The 19,605-nt window shown below is 36.0% G+C and carries 19 protein-coding genes; all 19 read right to left on the minus strand.

Annotation, left to right across the window (positions count from 1 at the left end):
- Nucleotides 1-242: 242 nt before the first annotated feature.
- The 19 genes from AKG34_RS13330 to AKG34_RS13420 all read right to left on the minus strand — a co-directional run bounded on the left by AKG34_RS13330 (nt 243) and on the right by AKG34_RS13420 (nt 19,386).
- A complete protein-coding gene (locus AKG34_RS13330) occupies nt 243-2,639 on the minus strand; it encodes a BppU family phage baseplate upper protein (RefSeq protein WP_053346513.1) in 2,397 nt (798 codons plus the stop codon).
- 54 nt (nt 2,640-2,693) lie between these two features.
- Entirely contained in the window at nt 2,694-3,683 is a 990-nt protein-coding gene (locus tag AKG34_RS13335; protein ID WP_053346514.1) for a hypothetical protein, read from the minus strand.
- A gap of 3 nt (nt 3,684-3,686) precedes the next feature.
- Nucleotides 3,687-5,144, minus strand: coding sequence for a phage tail protein (locus tag AKG34_RS13340; protein ID WP_053346515.1), 1,458 nt, complete (start codon nt 5,142-5,144; stop codon nt 3,687-3,689).
- Between the two features lie 15 nt (nt 5,145-5,159).
- Complete coding sequence (locus AKG34_RS13345) at nt 5,160-5,969, minus strand: phage tail family protein (RefSeq protein ID WP_053346516.1); 810 nt, start codon at nt 5,967-5,969, stop codon at nt 5,160-5,162.
- A gap of 4 nt (nt 5,970-5,973) precedes the next feature.
- Entirely contained in the window at nt 5,974-10,206 is a 4,233-nt protein-coding gene (locus tag AKG34_RS13350; protein WP_053346517.1) for a phage tail tape measure protein, read from the minus strand.
- A 9-nt stretch (nt 10,207-10,215) separates the two neighbouring features.
- Nucleotides 10,216-10,413: a hypothetical protein gene (locus tag AKG34_RS13355; RefSeq protein WP_053346518.1), complete on the minus strand. Its 198-nt coding sequence runs from the start codon at nt 10,411-10,413 to the stop codon at nt 10,216-10,218.
- Nucleotides 10,414-10,472: 59 nt separating this feature from the next.
- Nucleotides 10,473-10,856, minus strand: coding sequence for a phage tail assembly chaperone G (gene gpG, locus AKG34_RS13360; protein WP_053346519.1), 384 nt, complete (start codon nt 10,854-10,856; stop codon nt 10,473-10,475).
- 95 nt (nt 10,857-10,951) lie between these two features.
- The gene (locus AKG34_RS13365; RefSeq protein WP_053346520.1) at nt 10,952-11,518 is read right to left on the minus strand and encodes a major tail protein; all 567 of its coding nucleotides are present in this window, start codon (nt 11,516-11,518) and stop codon (nt 10,952-10,954) included.
- Between the two features lie 39 nt (nt 11,519-11,557).
- Nucleotides 11,558-11,929 (minus strand): DUF3168 domain-containing protein, encoded by a 372-nt coding sequence (locus AKG34_RS13370; RefSeq protein ID WP_053346521.1) that lies wholly within the window; start codon nt 11,927-11,929, stop codon nt 11,558-11,560.
- The gene (locus tag AKG34_RS13375) at nt 11,926-12,327 is read right to left on the minus strand and encodes an HK97-gp10 family putative phage morphogenesis protein (RefSeq protein WP_053346522.1); all 402 of its coding nucleotides are present in this window, start codon (nt 12,325-12,327) and stop codon (nt 11,926-11,928) included. The genes AKG34_RS13370 and AKG34_RS13375 overlap by 4 nt, the downstream gene beginning before the upstream one ends.
- Nucleotides 12,327-12,647: a phage head closure protein gene (locus tag AKG34_RS13380; protein WP_053346523.1), complete on the minus strand. Its 321-nt coding sequence runs from the start codon at nt 12,645-12,647 to the stop codon at nt 12,327-12,329. Before AKG34_RS13380 ends, AKG34_RS13375 begins: the two co-directional genes overlap by 1 nt.
- Nucleotides 12,644-12,964 carry a head-tail connector protein gene (locus tag AKG34_RS13385; protein WP_053346524.1) on the minus strand — a complete coding sequence of 107 codons (321 nt, stop codon included), beginning with the start codon at nt 12,962-12,964 and terminating at the stop codon, nt 12,644-12,646. The genes AKG34_RS13380 and AKG34_RS13385 overlap by 4 nt, the downstream gene beginning before the upstream one ends.
- A 19-nt stretch (nt 12,965-12,983) precedes the next feature.
- Nucleotides 12,984-14,177, minus strand: coding sequence for a phage major capsid protein (locus AKG34_RS13390; RefSeq protein WP_053346525.1), 1,194 nt, complete (start codon nt 14,175-14,177; stop codon nt 12,984-12,986).
- Between the two features lie 51 nt (nt 14,178-14,228).
- The gene (locus AKG34_RS13395; protein ID WP_053348107.1) at nt 14,229-14,948 is read right to left on the minus strand and encodes a head maturation protease, ClpP-related; all 720 of its coding nucleotides are present in this window, start codon (nt 14,946-14,948) and stop codon (nt 14,229-14,231) included.
- Between the two features lie 11 nt (nt 14,949-14,959).
- On the minus strand, nt 14,960-16,246 hold the full coding sequence (locus AKG34_RS13400) for a phage portal protein (protein WP_053346526.1): 1,287 nt from the start codon (nt 16,244-16,246) through the stop codon (nt 14,960-14,962).
- A gap of 27 nt (nt 16,247-16,273) precedes the next feature.
- Nucleotides 16,274-17,908: a terminase large subunit gene (locus AKG34_RS13405; protein WP_083450918.1), complete on the minus strand. Its 1,635-nt coding sequence runs from the start codon at nt 17,906-17,908 to the stop codon at nt 16,274-16,276.
- Between the two features lie 86 nt (nt 17,909-17,994).
- Nucleotides 17,995-18,486 carry a phage terminase small subunit P27 family gene (locus AKG34_RS13410; RefSeq protein WP_053346528.1) on the minus strand — a complete coding sequence of 164 codons (492 nt, stop codon included), beginning with the start codon at nt 18,484-18,486 and terminating at the stop codon, nt 17,995-17,997.
- Between the two features lie 115 nt (nt 18,487-18,601).
- Nucleotides 18,602-19,039 (minus strand): HNH endonuclease, encoded by a 438-nt coding sequence (locus AKG34_RS29695; protein ID WP_053346529.1) that lies wholly within the window; start codon nt 19,037-19,039, stop codon nt 18,602-18,604.
- A 95-nt stretch (nt 19,040-19,134) separates the two neighbouring features.
- Entirely contained in the window at nt 19,135-19,386 is a 252-nt protein-coding gene (locus AKG34_RS13420) for a hypothetical protein (protein WP_053346530.1), read from the minus strand.
- Between the last annotated feature and the right edge of the window lie 219 nt (nt 19,387-19,605).

A 19,605-nucleotide genomic window follows, 5' to 3' on the forward strand; every position in this document is an offset into this window, starting at 1 on the left:
TATTTTTCTGGAAACATGTTTTTTTCTCCACAATTTCTGCATTTATGTTCAAAAGAATCACTACTTGCAGACCAATCGTTTTTTCCTGTACAAGTCATTAGTATTCACTATGAACACTGGATTTCTTGGGATGTCCTGCATATTAACTGTAATTTCAAATTCTTTAAACATATACTTTACCTACTTCTCAAAATAAAAAAAGCCTTCCTAATTGGATGACTTGGATTTCATGCTTATTTTATTTATCCTACTGTATAAGTCGGTACACCTGCATTGGAAACAGTAACTTTATATCTTTTCCCATCAGGTGAGAATGTGTAATGCCCCATCCAGTTTGTTGTCCCTGCTGGGATATAAGCAGGAATCGTTTTTCCTTCAAAATCATTTGAACCTACTCTTACATTTTCAGCTTGTGCATGAAGTGCTGCACCGTATTTAACTTGATTTCCCACTCCCATTTTTACGACATTTCTATCTAGCTCCCCATTCTTAGCACCAGTCCCAATATAGAATCCTTGACGCATATTATCTTCCAATGTACCTACGTTTTCCAATCTGTTATTTGTGAAGGAAAATACATCCGTATTAGTTATTGATATACCATTGTAAGGTGAATTCTTTATAAATGAGTTTCTAATATTAATTTTAGTACTATGTCCCTGACCCTTGAACGTATCTTCCGAATCTATGATATAGATTCCTTCTAACTGTGCGTTTTCTGCTCTTAATCCATCAATCTCTAAATTGGCTATACGCTCCGCATAGACAGCTCTGCGAACATTATTACAACTATATCCACGTATAGTTACACCATCACACAAGTACAAGTCAATATTGCCATTAGTAGTGTATCCTGCAATTGTTCGTTTTGATATATTGCCTTCAATGAGGATTCCTTCTACTTTAGCTAATGTACTCTCCTTTACCCAACCTTTTATGTAGATATCACTTATCTTCGAATCTTCAAAAATATTCCCTCTGATGATGATATTCTTAGAGCTTTGAGGAAGTCCTGTTTGAATGAACGTATTAGTTGCAACATCATATCTTTCTGAACTAGAGCCTTTTCCATCTGGATTAGAACATGAGATTGAACGAGAGCAAGCCTTGAAAATATTATCTAGTACATACAAGTCCTTAAACTTGAAGCTTCTGACACCTGCATTAGTCATACCGTCAAATGTACATCCAACAACTCTTATATTATTTACATACTGATCATGAACAGCTCCATGATTCCCTACACCTACACACCATGCCTGTGTTCCCGGTGTTCCACTTGCACCAAAATAGCAATTCCTTACCGTAACATTCTTACAAGGCGAACCATCAAATTTCCCTATGCCTGACCATCCTGCTGATGTAATGTTAGAGATTTGAATTGCCTCTGCGTAATCTCGTGGATACCAAGAATCTCCAACAACTGTTCCGTCTTTGTAACCTAAGAATCGGCAATTATCAATCAACACATTTTCCAAAGCGTTCAAGTCCATAGCGTGACAACTTACAACGTCCCTAAACTCTGCATCACGTATAACAATGTTGCGCCCTCTAGCAAATCCGAATAGGTTATAACCTGTATTAGCATAAGGTTGATTTGCTATGTTTCCATCCCAAATTCCACCTTCAATTGTGATATTCCCATGTCCAGAATGAATATCATTTTGGTCAAGTAAATGGTCAACCGATTCTTCACCATTTACTAATAGAGATACATACCCACCACGTATCATACGTGCCTTTTGGTGCAACTTTAGTTTTGTATTTCTGTAGATGTATAGTTTTGAAGTTATTCGATAATTACCTGCTGGAATTTCAATCTCTATTGCATTATAAAGATTAGAAAACTTCGCCAAATTCAAAGCTCCTTGGATGGCAAGTGTGTCATCAACTATACCGTTTCCAACTGCTCCAAACTCTTTGACGTTTACTTTACCCTGTGTTTTTTGATCTAAAAATGCTTGACTAGCTTTGCCGTCTAATTGTGCAGTAACCGTATTGTAATCATTGTCTACCCTAGCTTTTGCTGTGACATGAGTATTACCTAAAGCATCCACCCTCATTTGAGCTGCCTCAACGGACGAATCACCCTCGATAACTAGTTGGTCTATTTGTGCTTGAACCGAATCAATTTTAGTGTCGGCATTTTGTAATGCAACAAAATCAATTAACTCTGCTTGGTCAACAAAAGATTGAGCTTTATCAACGTTCGTAGAAGCTTGGTGAACTAATGCATTAATTGATTGGAATTCATTTGTACTTTCAACTGCAACGTTATCAAGTAATCCTTTGGTTGATGAGTATGTAAATAATCCTGTAACTGATACTACATCAGAAGCAAAATACACCATCAATTCTGCTGTATGATTACCAACAACCGTATAAGCTTGTGTAGTTAAAACAACTTCACATTGTCCTGCTAATGCATCAGTGATTACACAATCTAGAAATAGCAATCCTCCATCTGGTTTCTTTATAGTCAGTCGTGGAATTACACCCTCGGCTAAAGTAACTGGTTCTTTATCTTGTAAAACTGTTATGATTATTTTTGGTGTGTTTAAGTCGTTCGTATTTATAGTGAACAGGTCGTTTTCTACTTTTTTAACCGTATCCACTGTTATTGGAAATAATTTATACATTTCTTCTCTCCTTTCAAAAACATAAAAAATAAGCACCCTATGAAGGAGTGCCTATCAAATAATTCCTCCGTTTGTAATTAAACCGCCAGCATAGGTGTATTCGTTTTTTGTGTCCCCTGTAATGGTGTTATTGTTGTATTTATGGATAATCGAACGTGCAGACGTAATACCGTAAGTATTCCCTCCGCCTGTATTGTTAGCTTCAACGGTTATTTGTGAATTGAAATTAGCAATAATTCCATTTTCACAAAGTTGCACCTTACAACCTGCTACAACGCCTTTACTTGCTGAATAATAAATTCCAGACATTCCACTTATTTTGTTGGCTAGTAATGACTCACAATTAGTAGTATTTGCATAATCACAACGGTCATAATGGAATCCATGTTTTGAACCTGATGTAGCTTCTATCCCACTAATATTAAGATATGCTCCTGTGATATTTACCGCATAGATTGATTTAACCCTTACATTAGTTGGAGAATCTGTATTGCCTACAAGAAAAATGTGTGTACCCCTCTTGTTTCTTAAAACTAAATCTTCTGAATATGTGCCATCGATTATCTTTATTGTAATTGTTCCACTTTCAGCGTCTCTCGGTATCAAGTCTAATGCTTTTTGAATCGTCTTAAATGGCGCTGATGATATTGTTCCTGAATTACTATCACTGCCTGTTAGAACACTCACCCAATAATTCACATCTACTGCTCCATCAACATTAATGACTTTCTTTATTTTAGCTTGATAGGCTAATAGGTCGCTTACGTTATTTGTATTGTTATCAAGGTTTAACTCCATTGCGTCCATATGTTCATGCAAGGTATCATACTCTGTTCCATTTCTTGAGGTTCTAGCCGCAACTACTTCTGGATTTCCACCGCCCGTTGGTTTTAATAACGTAGAAGATAAACGTTTATGCATTACTTCACGTTCCCTCTGTATATCTACAAATTCAGTAGCAATGCCTTTTAAATTTTCATTTTGTGTATCTCTGTATTCTCTGTTGAAATGTAATTGATCCAATTCTTTAGGATTAAATGTCATAGCCTACTTACTTCCTTTCTTAATTTTACTTCTAAATACTAGTTCTTCTGTGCCTTTTCGAAGCACATTTCCAATCGTAATGACTGGAGTTTTCTTACTTGTTGGATAATCAGTTATTTCTACAACCCTTGTGTAGATATCAATTCCTAATTCCTCATGAATAAGCCAACCAGCATCCCCTCGTCCGATATCTTGACCAAGCTCTTTTACCGCAGTGTGATAATCGAATTGTGTGGAAATTGTAGGGGTATCTTGTAATTGGGATTTAATGTGATTCAGTAGAGCTGTCTCACTTGTGAATTGGTCATCGTATATTGGGTCAGCATGTCTAATTCCGTATTGAGGTATAGAACTATTAGGACTTAAATAATCAACACTTACCACATACTTTTCAGCGCCTACCCTGCTACGATAAAGTCCCATAACTTTCCCAATAGGTTGTGCGAAGACAGGTAATGTACTTCCTGTTGTGTTTGGATTCTTTCCATCTCTACTCGCAAGTCTAACGTCTACATTATGGGTTTTATCTTCCAGACCCCTAATGATTTCAAAGTTTTTTACCTTATCTGTTGTTCCCTCATATAAAGAAACCGTTTTAGTGTGGTCATTATCAATTGTGAATACAACTTTTCCACCCTTGGAAGTGCATATCATATCCATGCTTAAACCTGTGCCTGTAAACTTGAATTGAAAACTATCCCCTAATGAAGTCGTTTCCTTTCCATATCCAACCGAATATCCTAATGAGTTCCAATCGCTTCTAGTTGATCCAGTAGGTTCTTCCCATTTCCCATCAAAGTCATCAACGACAAGAGTAGCTTTAACACCTGTTGCAATATCTTTCTCTTCTCTTTCTTTACCAAAACCTTTAACATAAGTCCTCAAAGCATTGGTATCATAGTCTTGATTTGTTCCTGTAATGTTGTGTTTGTACCTAAATTGAAAATCATTGTCTCGTCCAATTCTGTTTTTAATCGTTATGTGATAACCTGAAATCTCAAATTCTACTTTGTATTTTTCTAGAATGATTTTGAATAAGTCATATGAATTACCATCGCCAAATTTTTCAAAAGTTACATTATTAAAATTTCCGTCTAAAGTATAAGTGAATTTTGTTCCACTGGTTATTAGATTCATCGCTTGAGTGATACTAATAGAACCAGTTAATTCGCTATAGACATAATTTGTTTCCAAATCAACTATTAACACACCTACACAGGTTACCTTTTTATATGGAGTATTAGATTCTAATTCTTTATCCAATTGTGTTACACGAAAATAATCATCTTCACACTCAATTAGACAATGACCTTCTATTAAATCAAAAGCAACGCCATTAATTGCTGAACGGTAAATATCAAATTCAAGTGAGTAATCATTATTCAATACCCATCTTCTTGTAGGTAACGCATAATCAACAAGTGGTTCTACCATTCCATATAATGAGTGAACTAATAACACATCTTCACCCCTTTCTTATAAATAATAAAACCGAAAATCGAAAGCTATTTCAAAACTAGAAGAATTACCACTTATGACAAATTCATTCCATCCTTTTTTGAGCTTTATCGAAACTCGGTTTGTGTTCTTATAGACGCTCATAGTATTTCTCTTTACGTATACACGATCTAATATAATTTTGTCATGTGAATTTGTATTTCCTGTATATCGGAACTCTTCCCCTGTTGTAATATTGTGAATCCGTAAGTTTTCAGAAGCACCTGAATAAGTAATAGTCATAGGCTTTTCTCTAGGGTCAACTTCAATATCACCAGCGTTGTAAACTTTAAACTTAGTAGTATTAAACGTATACAGTAAATCATCTGCAATTAAATTTTGACCCATTCCCCATGCTCCAGAAGCAAAGCTAAATGGTACTTGTGTACTTCCTGTGGACTCACTCATCCCATCAATAGCAGTAAATGTTAAATTTAATTTTCCAACTCTGTTTCTTTGATACTCTGGATCATTACTTTCAAGAACAACCTTCCAACGTTTGAAAGGCTGTCTTGAATCAATTATGTAATAAGGTTCTTCACTATCGAACAATGCGTTTGCTTCATCTCTTTTCAATATGAAATCAGAAACATCACGAGCTATGAAGAGGCATTCAACTGAAACAGTACGATTGGTTAAACTGTTTGAAAATAATAAAGAACCCCTCCTACCCTCGATATCTTGGTAGTTAGGATTCCTTTTTGGTGGAGAAGGTTCAAATAGTGATAACTTTAGAAAATCACTTGTATCAATCATTTCACCTTCCTCTTTTTGAATAAAAAGCTCCATCTAATCACATCCTCGTATTTCTTATTGTCTTACCTATTTGTTTTTCAATTGTTGGGTAAATAGCTTCACCAACAATTCTTTCATTCATTATTAGATTAACTACGTTTTCACTTGATGCAATAGCTTCGGCAAATTGTTGAAGACTATTATCTATTTTTCTTAGCAATCCTTCTGTTAGCCCTTCACCTTTTCCTGATGCAGCTGAAACTGCTGCTGATGTTTTAGATGTAGGAACACCCATAGAATTACCAGCGTCTGCCCACATACTAAGATTGTTTTCTTTGTACTTAGGTTCAGAAGTTAGTACCCATTCTTTCCATCCATTTTCACCTAACTCTGCTAGTTGGCGGTTATTGATTTCCCCACCTGTTGCATAACCAGCAGGATTAATGTTTCGTCCATCTTTGTATACTTCATAATGTAAATGGGGGCCTGTGGAAGCACCAGTTGAACCAACTAGACCAAGAGTTTGTCCGGCTCTAACCGTTTGTCCAACGTTAACTGACCTTCTACTCATATGAGCATAGAGTCTATCTATGTTTCCAGAATTAACTTTCACATAATTTCCCCAACCGCCAGCATTGAAACCTGATACAGTTACTATACCGCCTGCTTTTGATGGAATTGGAGTTCCCATAGGAGCACCATAGTCGTCACCTTTATGTAACTTTCTTCTTCCAGTAATAGGGTGAATACGATAACCATAGTTTGAAGTTTTTCTGAATCTGCCACCAAGGTTTGCACTTCCACCAACTACAGGACTATTACTAGATCCACTCTGCAACTGTGCACCAAACGAATCAATTAAGCCCTTAGCCCATTCAGCACCAGTTTTCAAGAAATCACCCACTGGATTACCAAATAATGATTTACTGCTAATTTTAGGTAGTTCAGGGAGGATAGAGTTATTCACACCGAACTTATCAAATGCTTTACCCATTATGAATTTTCCGCCTTTAAGAAGACCTTCTGTAATCCAATCAAAATGATTATCATCAGTTCCTTTTGCATATGCAGGGAATCCATATTTCAATAACTTTTCAGTATGATGGTTAGGTAGAACACTAGTCCCTTTTCTAAGGTTCACAAGTTCTGCACCTTTATTACCAGATAGATAAGTACCTACTCCGGGTTCATGGATTAGTTCTCGACCTTCCTCTGATATAATTGCCGCTCCACCACCATGAGTACCATCTGGAGTACCAGTAGCCATCATAGGTATTGGTTTCTTAGCAACGCTCTTATTAGGTGCTGAAGGTTTTAAGTTAGGAACATCTTTTGTTTTACCTTTACCAAATAAATCTCTAACATAGTCAACTGCCGATTTGATACCTCTCTGCATCTTGTCCCAACCAGAAAGAACCTTACCTGTTTCCCAATTGACTTCATCCTTATGTGCTCCAGCTTGTTCTTTAGCTTCCTTAACAACGCCCTTGTGCATTTCCTTAGCTTTCTTAACTGATCCATCTCTTTGACGTTTAGCTTCAGCAATTAACATGTCTGCTTCTTCTTTACTAATACTTCCTGTCTCATCACGTTCACGAATAATAGCCGCTATTGCTCCGTCATACTTTTTATTCGCTTCTTTAATAGACCCATCTTTTGCCTTCTTACTATCGGCTACAGTTTTTGCCGCTGTTCTTGCTGTGATTTGACTTGAATTAGTTCTTAGTTTTTCCATGATTGCTTGCTGTTCAACTTGACCTTCTGATAAAGTTTTAACTGCCATATCTCTCATTTGAGTATTAATAGCATTAATTTCAGCCTTTTCAACTTGGGAAGTTTCACGTTTTTCTTTTACTGCCTTATCTGTAATTTCTTTAACTCGTGCTTCAAACTTTTCAATTTTAGCTACTTTTTCCGCATTGGCTTTATCAATTTTCCCAAGCAATTCAGCTTGATATCCGTCTGTAAGAACACTTCCGTTAAATAGACTTTCCATGTTTTTCTTGCTGTCGTCAAAATCCTTTTTCAAACTATTTTTAATTGTCTCGCCCATTTTACTGAACGTACCAACTAATCCATCAGCCATTTTTTGAGTAACAACTTGACCGTCAGCCGCCATTAGGTTTAATTCAGATGTTGCTTTTTCGTTTAGATCCTTGTAACCTAATACTGCTTTCGTAGTTGAATCAGAAACCTTATCGCCAAAATCAGTTATTGCAGGAATACTTTCTTCCTTTAGATGCTTATAAAGCTTATAACCGCCTTGTGCAAGTAGCATAACTCCTGTAACTGCTAGTCCAACTGGGCCTCCAAATGCCGCTAAACCGCCTCTAGCAACAGCTAAAACAGTACCTAAGTTCTTAACAGATTTAACTACTGTGAATACTTTGCTACCCATGTTAGCTAAACCGCCACCAGTTTTAATAGCGTTCGCACCAAACTTGATCATCTTTCCACCGATATTAATTAGTTCAGGTAGGAACATTGTAGCTATTCCAGCGAGCGTTCCCCATTTACCGCCCATCATAGATAGACCAGTTCCTGCAGCCATTGCTCCGCCTTTAACAGCACCCATACCTTTTCCAGCTCTACCAACTGCAACGCCAGCTCTGTCAACCTTTGCACCTGCAATTGCCGCTTGTGTTCCCAAAGTTGTAATTGAAGCAGTTGTAAGTTTAGCAGATGTACGATATTTACCGAACCATTGAATCCCTGCTCCAATACCTCCTGCTACAGTTCCAAATGCTTTAAATAGTATCGCTAATCCAACTGTTACTGGTGCTATTCCTGCGGCAACTAAACCTAGAATAACAATTGTCTTTTTAGCATCGTCATCTAAACCAGAAAACTTATCGCCCATCTTACCTAACCATTCAGCTAACTTCCGAATACTAGGAGTCATTACATCAGAAATTTGGATACCAATGGATTCCATTGTTCCCATTAAAGCTTCCATTGCTCCACCGAAATTGTCATTCATGATTTTTGCAGCTTTTGCAGATTCGCCAGCACTATTTTCAAGTGAGTCAGTCATCTTATCAATTTCATCGCCACCTTCAGCCATTAGTGAAAGCATACCTGATACTGCTTCTTTACCAACTAAGCTTGCAAGATTTGCGGCTTTTTGAGTTTCAGTTTGTCCTTCCATTGATTCAGAAAGGTTGTCAACGAGATTTGCAAGTCCTACAAAGTTACCTTCGTTATCTGTTATGGCAATCCCCATTGTATCCATCATTTTGCTATTTTCTTCTGATGGACTTAAAAGGGAAAGTAACGCTGAACGTAAAGTTGTCCCTGCTTGTTCACCTTTCATACCTGCATTAGTCATGAGACCAATTGATCCAGATAATTCTTCGAAACTAATACCTAATGAAGCCGCAGGTGAACCAGCGTATTTCAATGCATATTGCATATCTGTTAAATCAGCCGCAGTTACGTTAGCTACCTTGGCTAAAACATCAGCTACTTTTCCTGCTTCGCTTGCCTCTTTACCGAAGATGTTGAGTGAGGCCGACATTACCTCTGCTGTTTGTGCCATATCTGAACCAGATGCTTCACTTGCAGAGATAACTCCGGGCATTGCTTTTAAAATTTCCTGTGTCGTATAACCTGCTTTAGCCATTTCAAGTTGACCAGTCGCTACCTCACTTGCTGATTTGGTAGTAGATGCTCCTAAAGCAATTGCTTGTTTCCGTAGCTCTTTAAACTCTTCTGCTGTTGCTCCTGATACGGCTTGAATCTTACTCATTTCTTTATCAAACTTCATTCCAGTTTTAACAGCCATAACGCCAATTCCAGCAATAGGGGCTGATACACCAATAGCTAGACTGTTACCGAATCCACGCATCTTATCTCCGGCATTGCTTACTTTATTACCAAATGTAGTTATGCCTCTTCCGGCAACTTTCCATTTATTTTCTAAGTCATCAATCTTTTCAGCAGTAGCTTTTACCTTTTTGCCTAATTCATTATAATAAGTCCCTGCTTTATTAAGCTTTTTACCTGCTTCAATTGCTTGTTTACTTTCTTTTCCATGCGCTTCAACTAATTCTTCGTACCTTTTCTTTAAATCGTTAACATACTTACCTTGAATCTGATATTGTTTTCCTAAAATATCATGTTTGGATTTCAATTTATCTATTCCAGTACCAACTTTTCCAAATTGAGATTCTTGGTATTTTAATTGGGAATTCAATAACTTCATCTTGTCCATGACATTTGCTTGACCTTTTACAAACTTGGTATCATCTAAACCTATACCAACAAATAAACCATTACCGATTTCTTCCATCTAATTCACCTACCTTCCTAAAGAAAGATGTTCATTACTTAATCTTTGTCCTGCAAATCTGCCCTCTGTAATCAGTTTGCCTTTCACCTTTTCTTCAACTTTTTGCTCTTCTTTTATCTTGTTGGCTCTAAAATTAATCAACTCTAAGTAATACTTAACTTCCATATTATCAACGTCATTTAGAGACATACCTTGATCAAATACCAAGTAGTTGTAATTCTCCATGACCTCATCGTACTTTCTTTCAATTAGAGGTTTATATGGGGTTACTCCACTGTCTGTGGAGCTTCCGCTAAAAAATCATTTACTTCCTCATCAATTTCTTTCATAGCATGTTCGGCTATTTTAAGTTGTTCCTCGTATTCAGGGTATTCTAAAATTTCATGATAGAAAATATTGTAAATCTGTTTAGTAGATGTTTTAACATCCAATCCATGTTCAATATCCGTAAGTGTAAATTGCTTTTGAAACATATCAACAATCAATTCAAGTTGCATGTCTAAGGATTTTTCTTCTGTAATTTTCCCTTTAGAAACCTTGTTAAATAGATCAGCTACTTTTCTTTTGTAGATAAATGGTACAAATGTTTGTGTAAATGTTTTTTCCTCTAATTGTCCTGCTTCATTTTTTAACATTAATGTAAATTTCATTTTAATTTTCTCCTCTTTTTTGGGTTTAGTTTTAATCAAAAAAAGACACTGCGTTAACAGTGCCCCAATGTTTTTTATATAATTTTACTCGTTAATTAAGGTGCTACTACTGTAGTTGGTACTGCATCAAAGAAAGTATCTGCGTCAATATAAGTTTCTTCCATTGTGTCTGCTTCTCTCATGAAAGAACCATCACTTTCACGAGTAATAAATGTTGCATCAAGTGAAGTTGTTTTGAATTCTACTCCTTCTGCTTTAGTAGTTCCTTCTGAGTTCGGTATTCTAAATTTACCTTTAAGCAACCAAGTATGAATCTCAGTACCATCTCCTCTTGTAAACTTGTATCCAACTGCCACGTATGGTGCTTTCGCAGTTGTTTTGTAATCTGTAACACCTTTGTCTACTGATAATCCTAAAAGTTCTCTCTTTACTGCTGGATCAAGACCCGGAACTTCTAAGTTAAGAGTAGTTTCACCAGTTGCAGTATCTGTATCATACGGCATGTTGTTTGCATACTGTGTTGCTGAATCTGATGCTGTTTCTACTGCTACTTGAATTGCTGGTGCTAATTCTTTTACTGTTCCATAAGTTGTTCCTGTTTTTGAATCCTCAATTATTAATGCGTATACGATATCTTGTACTCCATTTACTGATTTTGCCATTATTGTTTTCCTCCTGTACCCGTTTTGGGTGTTTTAGTTTTATAGTTTTACTTGCCCTTTGTACCTAAATATTTTTCTAATTGAATCTGTATCAGACTCATAATCAGAAGTTACACTCATTCTAATTAATTGGAGTGCCTTCATTTTTTGATCAATTAAATTTTGTAATTCTGTTGGGTCTCCTTTTACCCATAGGTCAATTTGAATTGGTATTTCTGAAATAGTTGGTTTATTATCTGCATAATTTCTATCATAGTTATCAATCTCAATAACTCGAATAATCGGATACTCTAATTCTTGACCGTCATCTGGCATTGGCACAACCCATCTGTGGATATTTCCTTTAGTCAATGTAGCGATTTGTTCATCATTCAACAATGCTCTCATGACAGGGACTTCTAAATCTTTCATAGTCCTAACCCCTTTTGCATTACTTCCTTCATTCTCTGTTTTACCTTAGTCTTAGATGCTTGAAGTGTCTTCTGTACTGGTGCTCGTGGAGACATAAACATTGTTCCATTCTCAATGATGTGTAATTTCCAACCTACAGTCCCTTCCCCTTTATTTGAGCCTACTTGAACGTGTGGAATACCGCCTGTGCGTTTGATATCAGTTACAATAATTGCATCCTGTAAATGCTCATGGTTAATGTCTGTTCTCGGTATCGCCTGTTCTAATTCCTCTTTAAATACTTCGCCACCAGCCCTAATTGCTTCATTTCTAACCCTTGCACCCTTACGACCAAGTTCTTCTATCTTTTTAATTATTTGTTCATAACCTTTTACATCAAAACTCACTGTATTACTCATTACTTAACATCCTTGCAACGTAATATCATTTCATTTTTCAACCTAGTGCTATCCTCAGTGAAAAGAATCTGATACTCAGCACCCTTGTACTTCACAATCATTCCAGATTTAATGCCTTTTTTAGAACGAATCCTAAAGCTAATTGTGTATTCCGTTTGTGGGACTGGTTGATTACTTATAGTCCTTGTAATTGGATTAAGCTTTTCTGACATTGTGGAATACTTTTTAACCCATGTTTTCTTAGGAAGAAACGTTATTGGGTCTTTAATATTCTCGTATCCACCTATCTCAATTCGTGTATCCATTCTTCCAGCATTCATAGCGGTCCATCCGAGTCAGAACGATAACAATTTCTAAGTTGATTTAATACAGATTGAAGTGAATGAGGTAGTTGATTCACGTTTTGATAGGTTACAGGATTTCTATTTTCATAAAAATGAGTGGTAAATAACATTACTGCTAAAAATTCAATCTTCCTGTCTTCTCGATATGTAATCTTGTATCTTGATGCATTATAAATGTATTCCTCTGATTGAAGAATCAAGAGGGACAACTGTAAGTCGTCCTCTGTATCCTCTTCATCTAGTCTTAAATAACCTTTAACATACTTGAGTGCATCTTCATTTACTTCTAACAAGGTTGCTCACCTTTCTTTCTTAGCTAAGTTTAGCCATAGCGATTGTAACCGCATCTTCTTTAACGATACGACCATCAAAACGGAATACGCCTTTAGCTTCAGTTGTATCTGATCTCCATGTTCCGCCACCAATTTGTGTAGACTCTACGCTCATTTGTTTACGGTCAAACATTGTGTAAAGTGCTTCCAAGTCACCAATGATGAATGGAGTCTTTTGGTCAACGCCTGCTCCTACGTTTGGTAAGAAGTCTTTAGGTACTTTAACAATCTCTCTACCTAGGAAAACATGACCTGAACGTTTAGTTGCATCTGGTTGTAGTAAAGCTTTACCAGTATTATCAGTCAAACCATCAAGGTGATTGTATCCATCAGCATTAGTCATGATTACAACCGCTTCATCAGATAGTTGCTCTAATTCAACATTAAGGATTGTTTTGAATTTCTTAACTACACTTGCATCAGTACCAGAAAAGTCAAAATCATTTTTAACTAGGTCTTCAGAAGTCATGATACCTTGTGCAGCTTTCGTGCCTGAACCATTGAATACTTGGTAGTTGTAAGTGTTAAGCTCATTGTCAGCCATCCAACGAATGATGAAAGCCAAGATTGCTTCATCAGAATCTTCAAGCAATTCATTAGTCAATGGAATAAATCCAGCGTATTTACGTACTTGATATTCGAATGTACCGAATTCTGGTTCATGTAGTGCTTGGATTTGTGCACCTTCATCTAGAGAAGCGAAACCTACTGCTTGTGGTTTGTTTGCTTGGATTGCACGAGAACCTTTAAGTGTAGTTACAGGCTCAACATTGATGTATTTACGAATATCAAAAGTATTACGTTGAAGCTCAATGATTTTTGTAGAAACATCATCAGGTACAGTAACTCCACCTTTTTCTTTCAAGCCTTCTTGCATTTGGTTCTTCATTTCAGTCATTTCATTTGCTGTAAGTTCTTTACCGACAATTGCTTTTGCGAAAATAGTTGAAAGGCTTAATTTTTCCTCGTTGTTAGCATTTGCTTTAATTTCATTTGTCATTTCCATCTTAGTCTCCTCGAATAGTGATTTTGCGATTTCAAAGTCTTCTTCCATATTTTTAACTTCTACTGTAACTGCTTTTGCTTCTACTTTCTTACCGTCTTTCAGTAATGCACGACCTTCTTCTTTTTTAACTTTAATTGCGTCCATCATTTCTAATAATTCTTTATTCATTTTTATTTCCTCCAGTTTTTTGTTTGTTTGATTTTTTACATAAAAAAAGACCTATAATAAGTCTAGTTCCAAGGCTAATAGTTCTAATTCTTCATCAATACTGTTTTCTACATTGTCAATTACAGGTATAGTTTCAACCTTTTGTTCTTCAACTTTCTTTTCCATTAAATTCTTCGGTGTATTTTTATATCCGTCTAAATACTTAGAAGCACTTGCAGCCATTTTATTTTCTTCTGCTACTTCAACATTGAAATACTCTGAAGCTACACTACCATTCATCCAAGTTTCAGCGTGAACCATTTCCTTAATTGTTTCAATATCTACGCCTTCCTTAAGATTATCTTGATAAATTTTCAAAATACCTTCTTCCATTACATCTAAATCGTCAGCCATTTTTCTCAAATCTTTAGCATTTCCTTGTGCTCCAACCCAAGGGGAATGAATCATTAGGAAAGCATTACTTGGGATAATTAACTTATCTGCCGCCATTGCGATAACACTTGCAATAGAAGCCGCTAATCCATCTACATGAACAGTCTTATATGCCTTGTGTCGTTTTAACATGTTGTAAATTGCTATACCTGCAAAAACGCTACCTCCACCAGAATTTATGTAAATGTTTAAATTAGGTTTGTCTTTAACTTCATCTAAGAAGTTCTTAATATTGTCTGGATACTGGTCAGTTTGTTCCCATGCACCCCATTCAGAAGATACAATATCCCCATAAAAATACAGGTCTGCTGATTCCTCTGTTTTATTCTTGATCTCCATCCAACTCTTCGTCAATCTTGCCACCCCCCCTTCGAAGTTTGTGTAGTCACGCTAGGTTTCTCAATATCATTAACCCTTACATTTGCAGAGTTAGTAAGTAATTCATCTGCATTTCCGCCTCTTGAAGCATATCCAAGTGCGTCTCTAGATTCATCAGGTGCTAAAATACCTGAACCTGTAAGTTTAACTAATCCATTCACCTGTTTCTCATAATCAGCTCTTAGAATGACATTAGGGTTAAATTCAAACTTATAACCTGCATCAACCTCTCTTTCCAACAAAAGTTTGTAAGAAATCTCTTCCTCATATGCTTTTAAGATAGGAAGTAGTGTGTTTACATAGAAATCAAGTTGCTGTGTTTCCACATTTGCGTAATTTCCCTTATCGTAATCGTTTATGAAACTAGGCTTAATACCAAAAGCTGATGCAATTTGTAAGGCTGTATACTTTGAAATCTGTAAAAATTGAGCATCTACCATTGTCATGTTCATTGTTTTTAAATCAAACCCCGGTGGAACAACTGGTATTTTCCCTGCGTTGCTTACTCCTCCTGCATATTTTTCCATATCTTGTGCAAAACCTTGTGCATCTTCTTCACTGATTTGCATACTATCGCTATAAGCCAAATACGCTTTGCCTAACAATCCTGTTTTGTAATAGTTGTTTAAATAGTCAATACTCCTATTGCCATTGTCAACGTAGGTACTAAGAATTTGTTGCATAGATAATCCAGAAAAGCCATCAAATGAAACCGATGTTTTGAAATGTAGAACTTCATCACTGTGGAATTTATATAGGTTTCCAGTCTGTTTATCTTGATAGTGATACCAAATAGCATTCGATTGCTCAAATATTCCACTTTGATTAATCTTCATTTCTACATCACTACTAGGCAACACCCATAAATGTTTCAAGCTTCCATTTGGATTACGTTGAATACGTGCATATGCATTTCCATAATGATTCCTATTCATCTCTATTGCTGCCCAAAATGTTGAAGATGAGGTATAAGGATTAGGCTTACGTAAAACTTTAATTGCTGCATGTTCAGTTACTTTCATTAATCCACTATCTGTATTTTGATACATCTTTAGTGGAAGCTTGGCTAAAGTCTCTGATAAAATCCTAAGACAGTTATAATAAGTAATTTCACTCATACTATCTCCAGAAGCACTTCTTCCTTCAAGTAAGAAATTTATAAAATCTGGACTATCTAGTGACAAGTTTGTTTGTGATTTTACGTCACCCACTTTCGTTATGGATTTTACCTTATGCATTAATAAATCTTTAAATTTCACTCTCAATTCACCCCCCTTCGTCACCTTTTATCCCCAACCTAAATTCTTTCTTGCCTCTTTACCTGTGATTCTTGAAAAATCAAATTTAACTTTCATACTCTGTGTCCATGCATCAATGATTGCATCCACTGGATCTATTCGTTTCCGCATTAGGTTTTTATCAATTTTGATTTCACCATATGAATTAGAAACTGTTTCAGCATTTGCAACTGACCAAGAAAGTAAAGCACTCTTCTTGTTATACAGTACATTTCCTGCTTCAACTTCTAATTTAAAGTCACAAGTTGCATCATTTAATTCCTTATGAGACTGTGCAATTTGCATTACAGGTACACTTAACTCTTGTAAATCATGTAAAAACGCTGATGCATTATGAGGGTCATAACAAATCATTCTAACTTTCAAGTTGTATTCCTTAATTGTCTTCTTTAAATATTGAAGAATGTACTTATAATCCGTTTTAATCCCACCTAGAGTAGGTGTGGTAGTCATTAATCCATCCCTTACCCACATATCATAAGGTGCATTATCAGTCTTAATATGTTCTGCTACACGTTTTTCAGGTATAAAAGAATGTGAATGTACAAAATATTTCTTAACACCATCAGCCTTGTGCGGTATAACGTAACTCAAACTTGTTAAATCCCCACCAGAACTTAAATCCATCCCCACGAACGCCTCATATCCTTTAAAATCAGCAAGCGTTTTATCTGATTCACAATCTTTCCAATGTTGAAGATTCATATATTGATTGTCTGTAAATTGCATCCATTCATTTAACCTTTTAGTTACAAAATCCCTGTAATTCTCTCCACCTGTTCTTTTTGCTTCATCTGCTGTATCTTCCATGAGTTTAATTCCTTCTGGAGTTTGACAAGTCAAAGGATTTGCCTTAACCCAATTGGAACTATCCCACTTATCATCATCTTCATCTAATTGAGCTATGTAAACAAACCTTGTTTCATTGGTTGCAACACCCTCAATAATGCTGATACAGTATTTATACATTTCATAACAAGGTGAATTTAAATCAAATCCTGCAGTTGTAATGATACTAATTAGAGTTTCCTTCATGTTACCTGTTCCACCCTCTAAAATCTTGTACATTTCATTCGTTTTATGAAGGTGATATTCATCGACTATTCCTAAAAATGGTCTAAATCCATCTATTTTTGTATCACGACTTAATGCAATAATCTTGGAATCAGTATTTAAACATTCAATTGTTCCAATGTATTCTTTGATTTTAAACAGTTCTTCTAGTTCAGGGTCTGCCTTAATGAATTTAATCATCTCATCTACAACAATCATGGCCTGTTTCTTTTTTGTAGCAGAGCAATAAATTTGCGCATGTTGATAATCAGTAAAGTTTCCAAAGTATGTTCCAAGTACACCATTCATTAAACTTTTTCCATTTTGTCTTCCAACCTGAACATAACTTGATCTGAACCTTCTGAATCCTGTATCCCTATGTTCCCATCCATTCAAATTTGAGAAGATAAAAGCTTGATAGGGTGCTAATTCTAATTGAAATTTATCTGTTCCTTCAGCAATTAATAAGGTTTCAGCATAATCCAGTAATTCATTTGCCCTTTCTTCATTGAAAACATATGGGAAATCCTCACTTAATACTTTTAACTTTGACCTTTCTAAGTCATCCATGAACCTTTGACATGATAATTTTACGAGTCTTCCAGTTACCTCTCGACCTTCTAATACGTCTTGAGCATACTGTATTGCTCTTTGTGTCACTTCTTACCACCGCCAAACTTGCTAAACTTATTTTCCTTTTTAGCTTCTGGAGCTTTAGGAAGAATAATTTTACATCGTGAGGAGATAGTCATTCCTAAATCTTGTGCTGCTGAACGTGCTTGTTTGTACCAACGTTCTATACTTTTAGATAGCCTATCGTAATGTTCATTAGTGACATACTGACCATCTTCAAGTATTATAGGTTTCATTTTCTTTAGTAATTTGTAACATTTTAACCATTCATCTTGTGCAATTAAGTATCTTGCTACTGCATCCACATCTAAATTTGACATGATTTCTACACGTAATAGTTCACCAGTTAACTCAATGAATTCCTTTTTTAACTTAGCGGATAGATGAGTAGGCGGTATAATCTTGTCAGTATTATTCTTGATTTCCTGCTCTAATCTGCGTTCTTGTTCTTCTTTTGACATGTGAGAATTCCCGTTATGGACAATTAATTTAGTCGGTTGTCTTTGACCAGCCATTATCTACTCACCTACCTTTCTGTTAAATTTGGATCAAGTCAAAAATATATGTCGTGAGGGGATTTTGCTACGAATGGGGGATGCGGGGGTGTTTTTCCTTTTTCTAAATAGTTTTTTACCCCCTCCCTACCCCTTTGACAATCATTTCCCTCAACTCTTTTTGTAATTTTACTTTTTCCACATAGTTTCTATCATAGGTTGCATGAATTTGTTGGTGACATGAACGACACACGCTTATCAAATTATCAGGACTGTAAACAAATTCCATATTCGTATCTTCATCAACAGGAATAATATGATGAACAGTATGCATTGACTTAACCTTTGGCATATTGAAACACACTAAGCACATGTACATGTCTCTTGCCTTAACCTTATGTCTCACATCACGCCATCTCATACTCTGATACACATTAGCTGACTCCTTGTTCCTTCTTATCTTGTCATAGATCGTATGCCTTGCCTTACTCCTGTCACTACATCCCTCACACATTGCCCCATTACCCTGCTCTATTACTTCACCACACTTACTACATTGCTTAAGTAGTTGCATACCTTATCATCATCCCTATCATAACTACATAATTATATGCTTATATAAAGAATAGGACACACTGTACTTACCAATGCATCCTCATATAATGTTACTCATCTATTATAGATAGCCTTATCCTTTAGCTCATCAACACTGTGACTGTCTATATACTCCCGGCTATAGTAGTACCAATCCCCCTGCTTCTTAACAGCATAGTCCAGCTTACTAATCATAGCACTGTGTTTCTTAACTCCCTCTTCATCTTCATCCTTAATGAATGGGTCATCATGCATATGGTTAGCCTTATACTCCTCAATACCTATGTATCCCTCATCGATCATGTCCAGCTGTTTATCTGTAATCATTACTTATTATTCTCCCTTTTATAAATACAAACAAACGCACCAACCACTGAATACTTTCTCAATGATTAGTACGTTATGGCTACTGGTTTCTTTCCTGCTACCTATTATTCATTAAGTATTTACTTTAAATACATAAATCCTATTTTATAGAAAAAGAAGGAAGTTGTTAAATAATGTCGAACTAATGTATATAACAGTATATATTACCCAGGCAAGAAG

It is taken from the genome of Peribacillus butanolivorans (assembly GCF_001273755.1).
Taxonomy (GTDB): Bacteria; Bacillota; Bacilli; order Bacillales; family DSM-1321; genus Peribacillus; species Peribacillus butanolivorans.

What these genes read in the sequence shown, in the direction of transcription:
- AKG34_RS13420 (WP_053346530.1), bottom strand. Translation starts at nt 19,386, where the DNA reads ATGATTACAGATAAACAGCTGGACATGATCGATGAGGGATACATAGGT.
- AKG34_RS13335 (WP_053346514.1), bottom strand. Translation starts at nt 3,683, where the DNA reads ATGACATTTAATCCTAAAGAATTGGATCAATTACATTTCAACAGAGAA.
- AKG34_RS13390 (WP_053346525.1), bottom strand. Translation starts at nt 14,177, where the DNA reads ATGAATAAAGAATTATTAGAAATGATGGACGCAATTAAAGTTAAAAAA.
- AKG34_RS13330 (WP_053346513.1), bottom strand. Translation starts at nt 2,639, where the DNA reads ATGTATAAATTATTTCCAATAACAGTGGATACGGTTAAAAAAGTAGAA.
- AKG34_RS13410 (WP_053346528.1), bottom strand. Translation starts at nt 18,486, where the DNA reads ATGGCTGGTCAAAGACAACCGACTAAATTAATTGTCCATAACGGGAAT.
- gpG (WP_053346519.1), bottom strand. Translation starts at nt 10,856, where the DNA reads ATGAAATTTACATTAATGTTAAAAAATGAAGCAGGACAATTAGAGGAA.
- AKG34_RS13375 (WP_053346522.1), bottom strand. Translation starts at nt 12,327, where the DNA reads ATGAGTAATACAGTGAGTTTTGATGTAAAAGGTTATGAACAAATAATT.
- AKG34_RS13405 (WP_083450918.1), bottom strand. Translation starts at nt 17,908, where the DNA reads ATGGATGACTTAGAAAGGTCAAAGTTAAAAGTATTAAGTGAGGATTTC.
- AKG34_RS13345 (WP_053346516.1), bottom strand. Translation starts at nt 5,969, where the DNA reads ATGGAGCTTTTTATTCAAAAAGAGGAAGGTGAAATGATTGATACAAGT.
- AKG34_RS13395 (WP_053348107.1), bottom strand. Translation starts at nt 14,948, where the DNA reads ATGGAGATCAAGAATAAAACAGAGGAATCAGCAGACCTGTATTTTTAT.
- AKG34_RS13350 (WP_053346517.1), bottom strand. Translation starts at nt 10,206, where the DNA reads ATGGAAGAAATCGGTAATGGTTTATTTGTTGGTATAGGTTTAGATGAT.
- AKG34_RS29695 (WP_053346529.1), bottom strand. Translation starts at nt 19,039, where the DNA reads ATGCAACTACTTAAGCAATGTAGTAAGTGTGGTGAAGTAATAGAGCAG.
- AKG34_RS13380 (WP_053346523.1), bottom strand. Translation starts at nt 12,647, where the DNA reads ATGAATGCTGGAAGAATGGATACACGAATTGAGATAGGTGGATACGAG.
- AKG34_RS13370 (WP_053346521.1), bottom strand. Translation starts at nt 11,929, where the DNA reads ATGAAAGATTTAGAAGTCCCTGTCATGAGAGCATTGTTGAATGATGAA.
- AKG34_RS13365 (WP_053346520.1), bottom strand. Translation starts at nt 11,518, where the DNA reads ATGGCAAAATCAGTAAATGGAGTACAAGATATCGTATACGCATTAATA.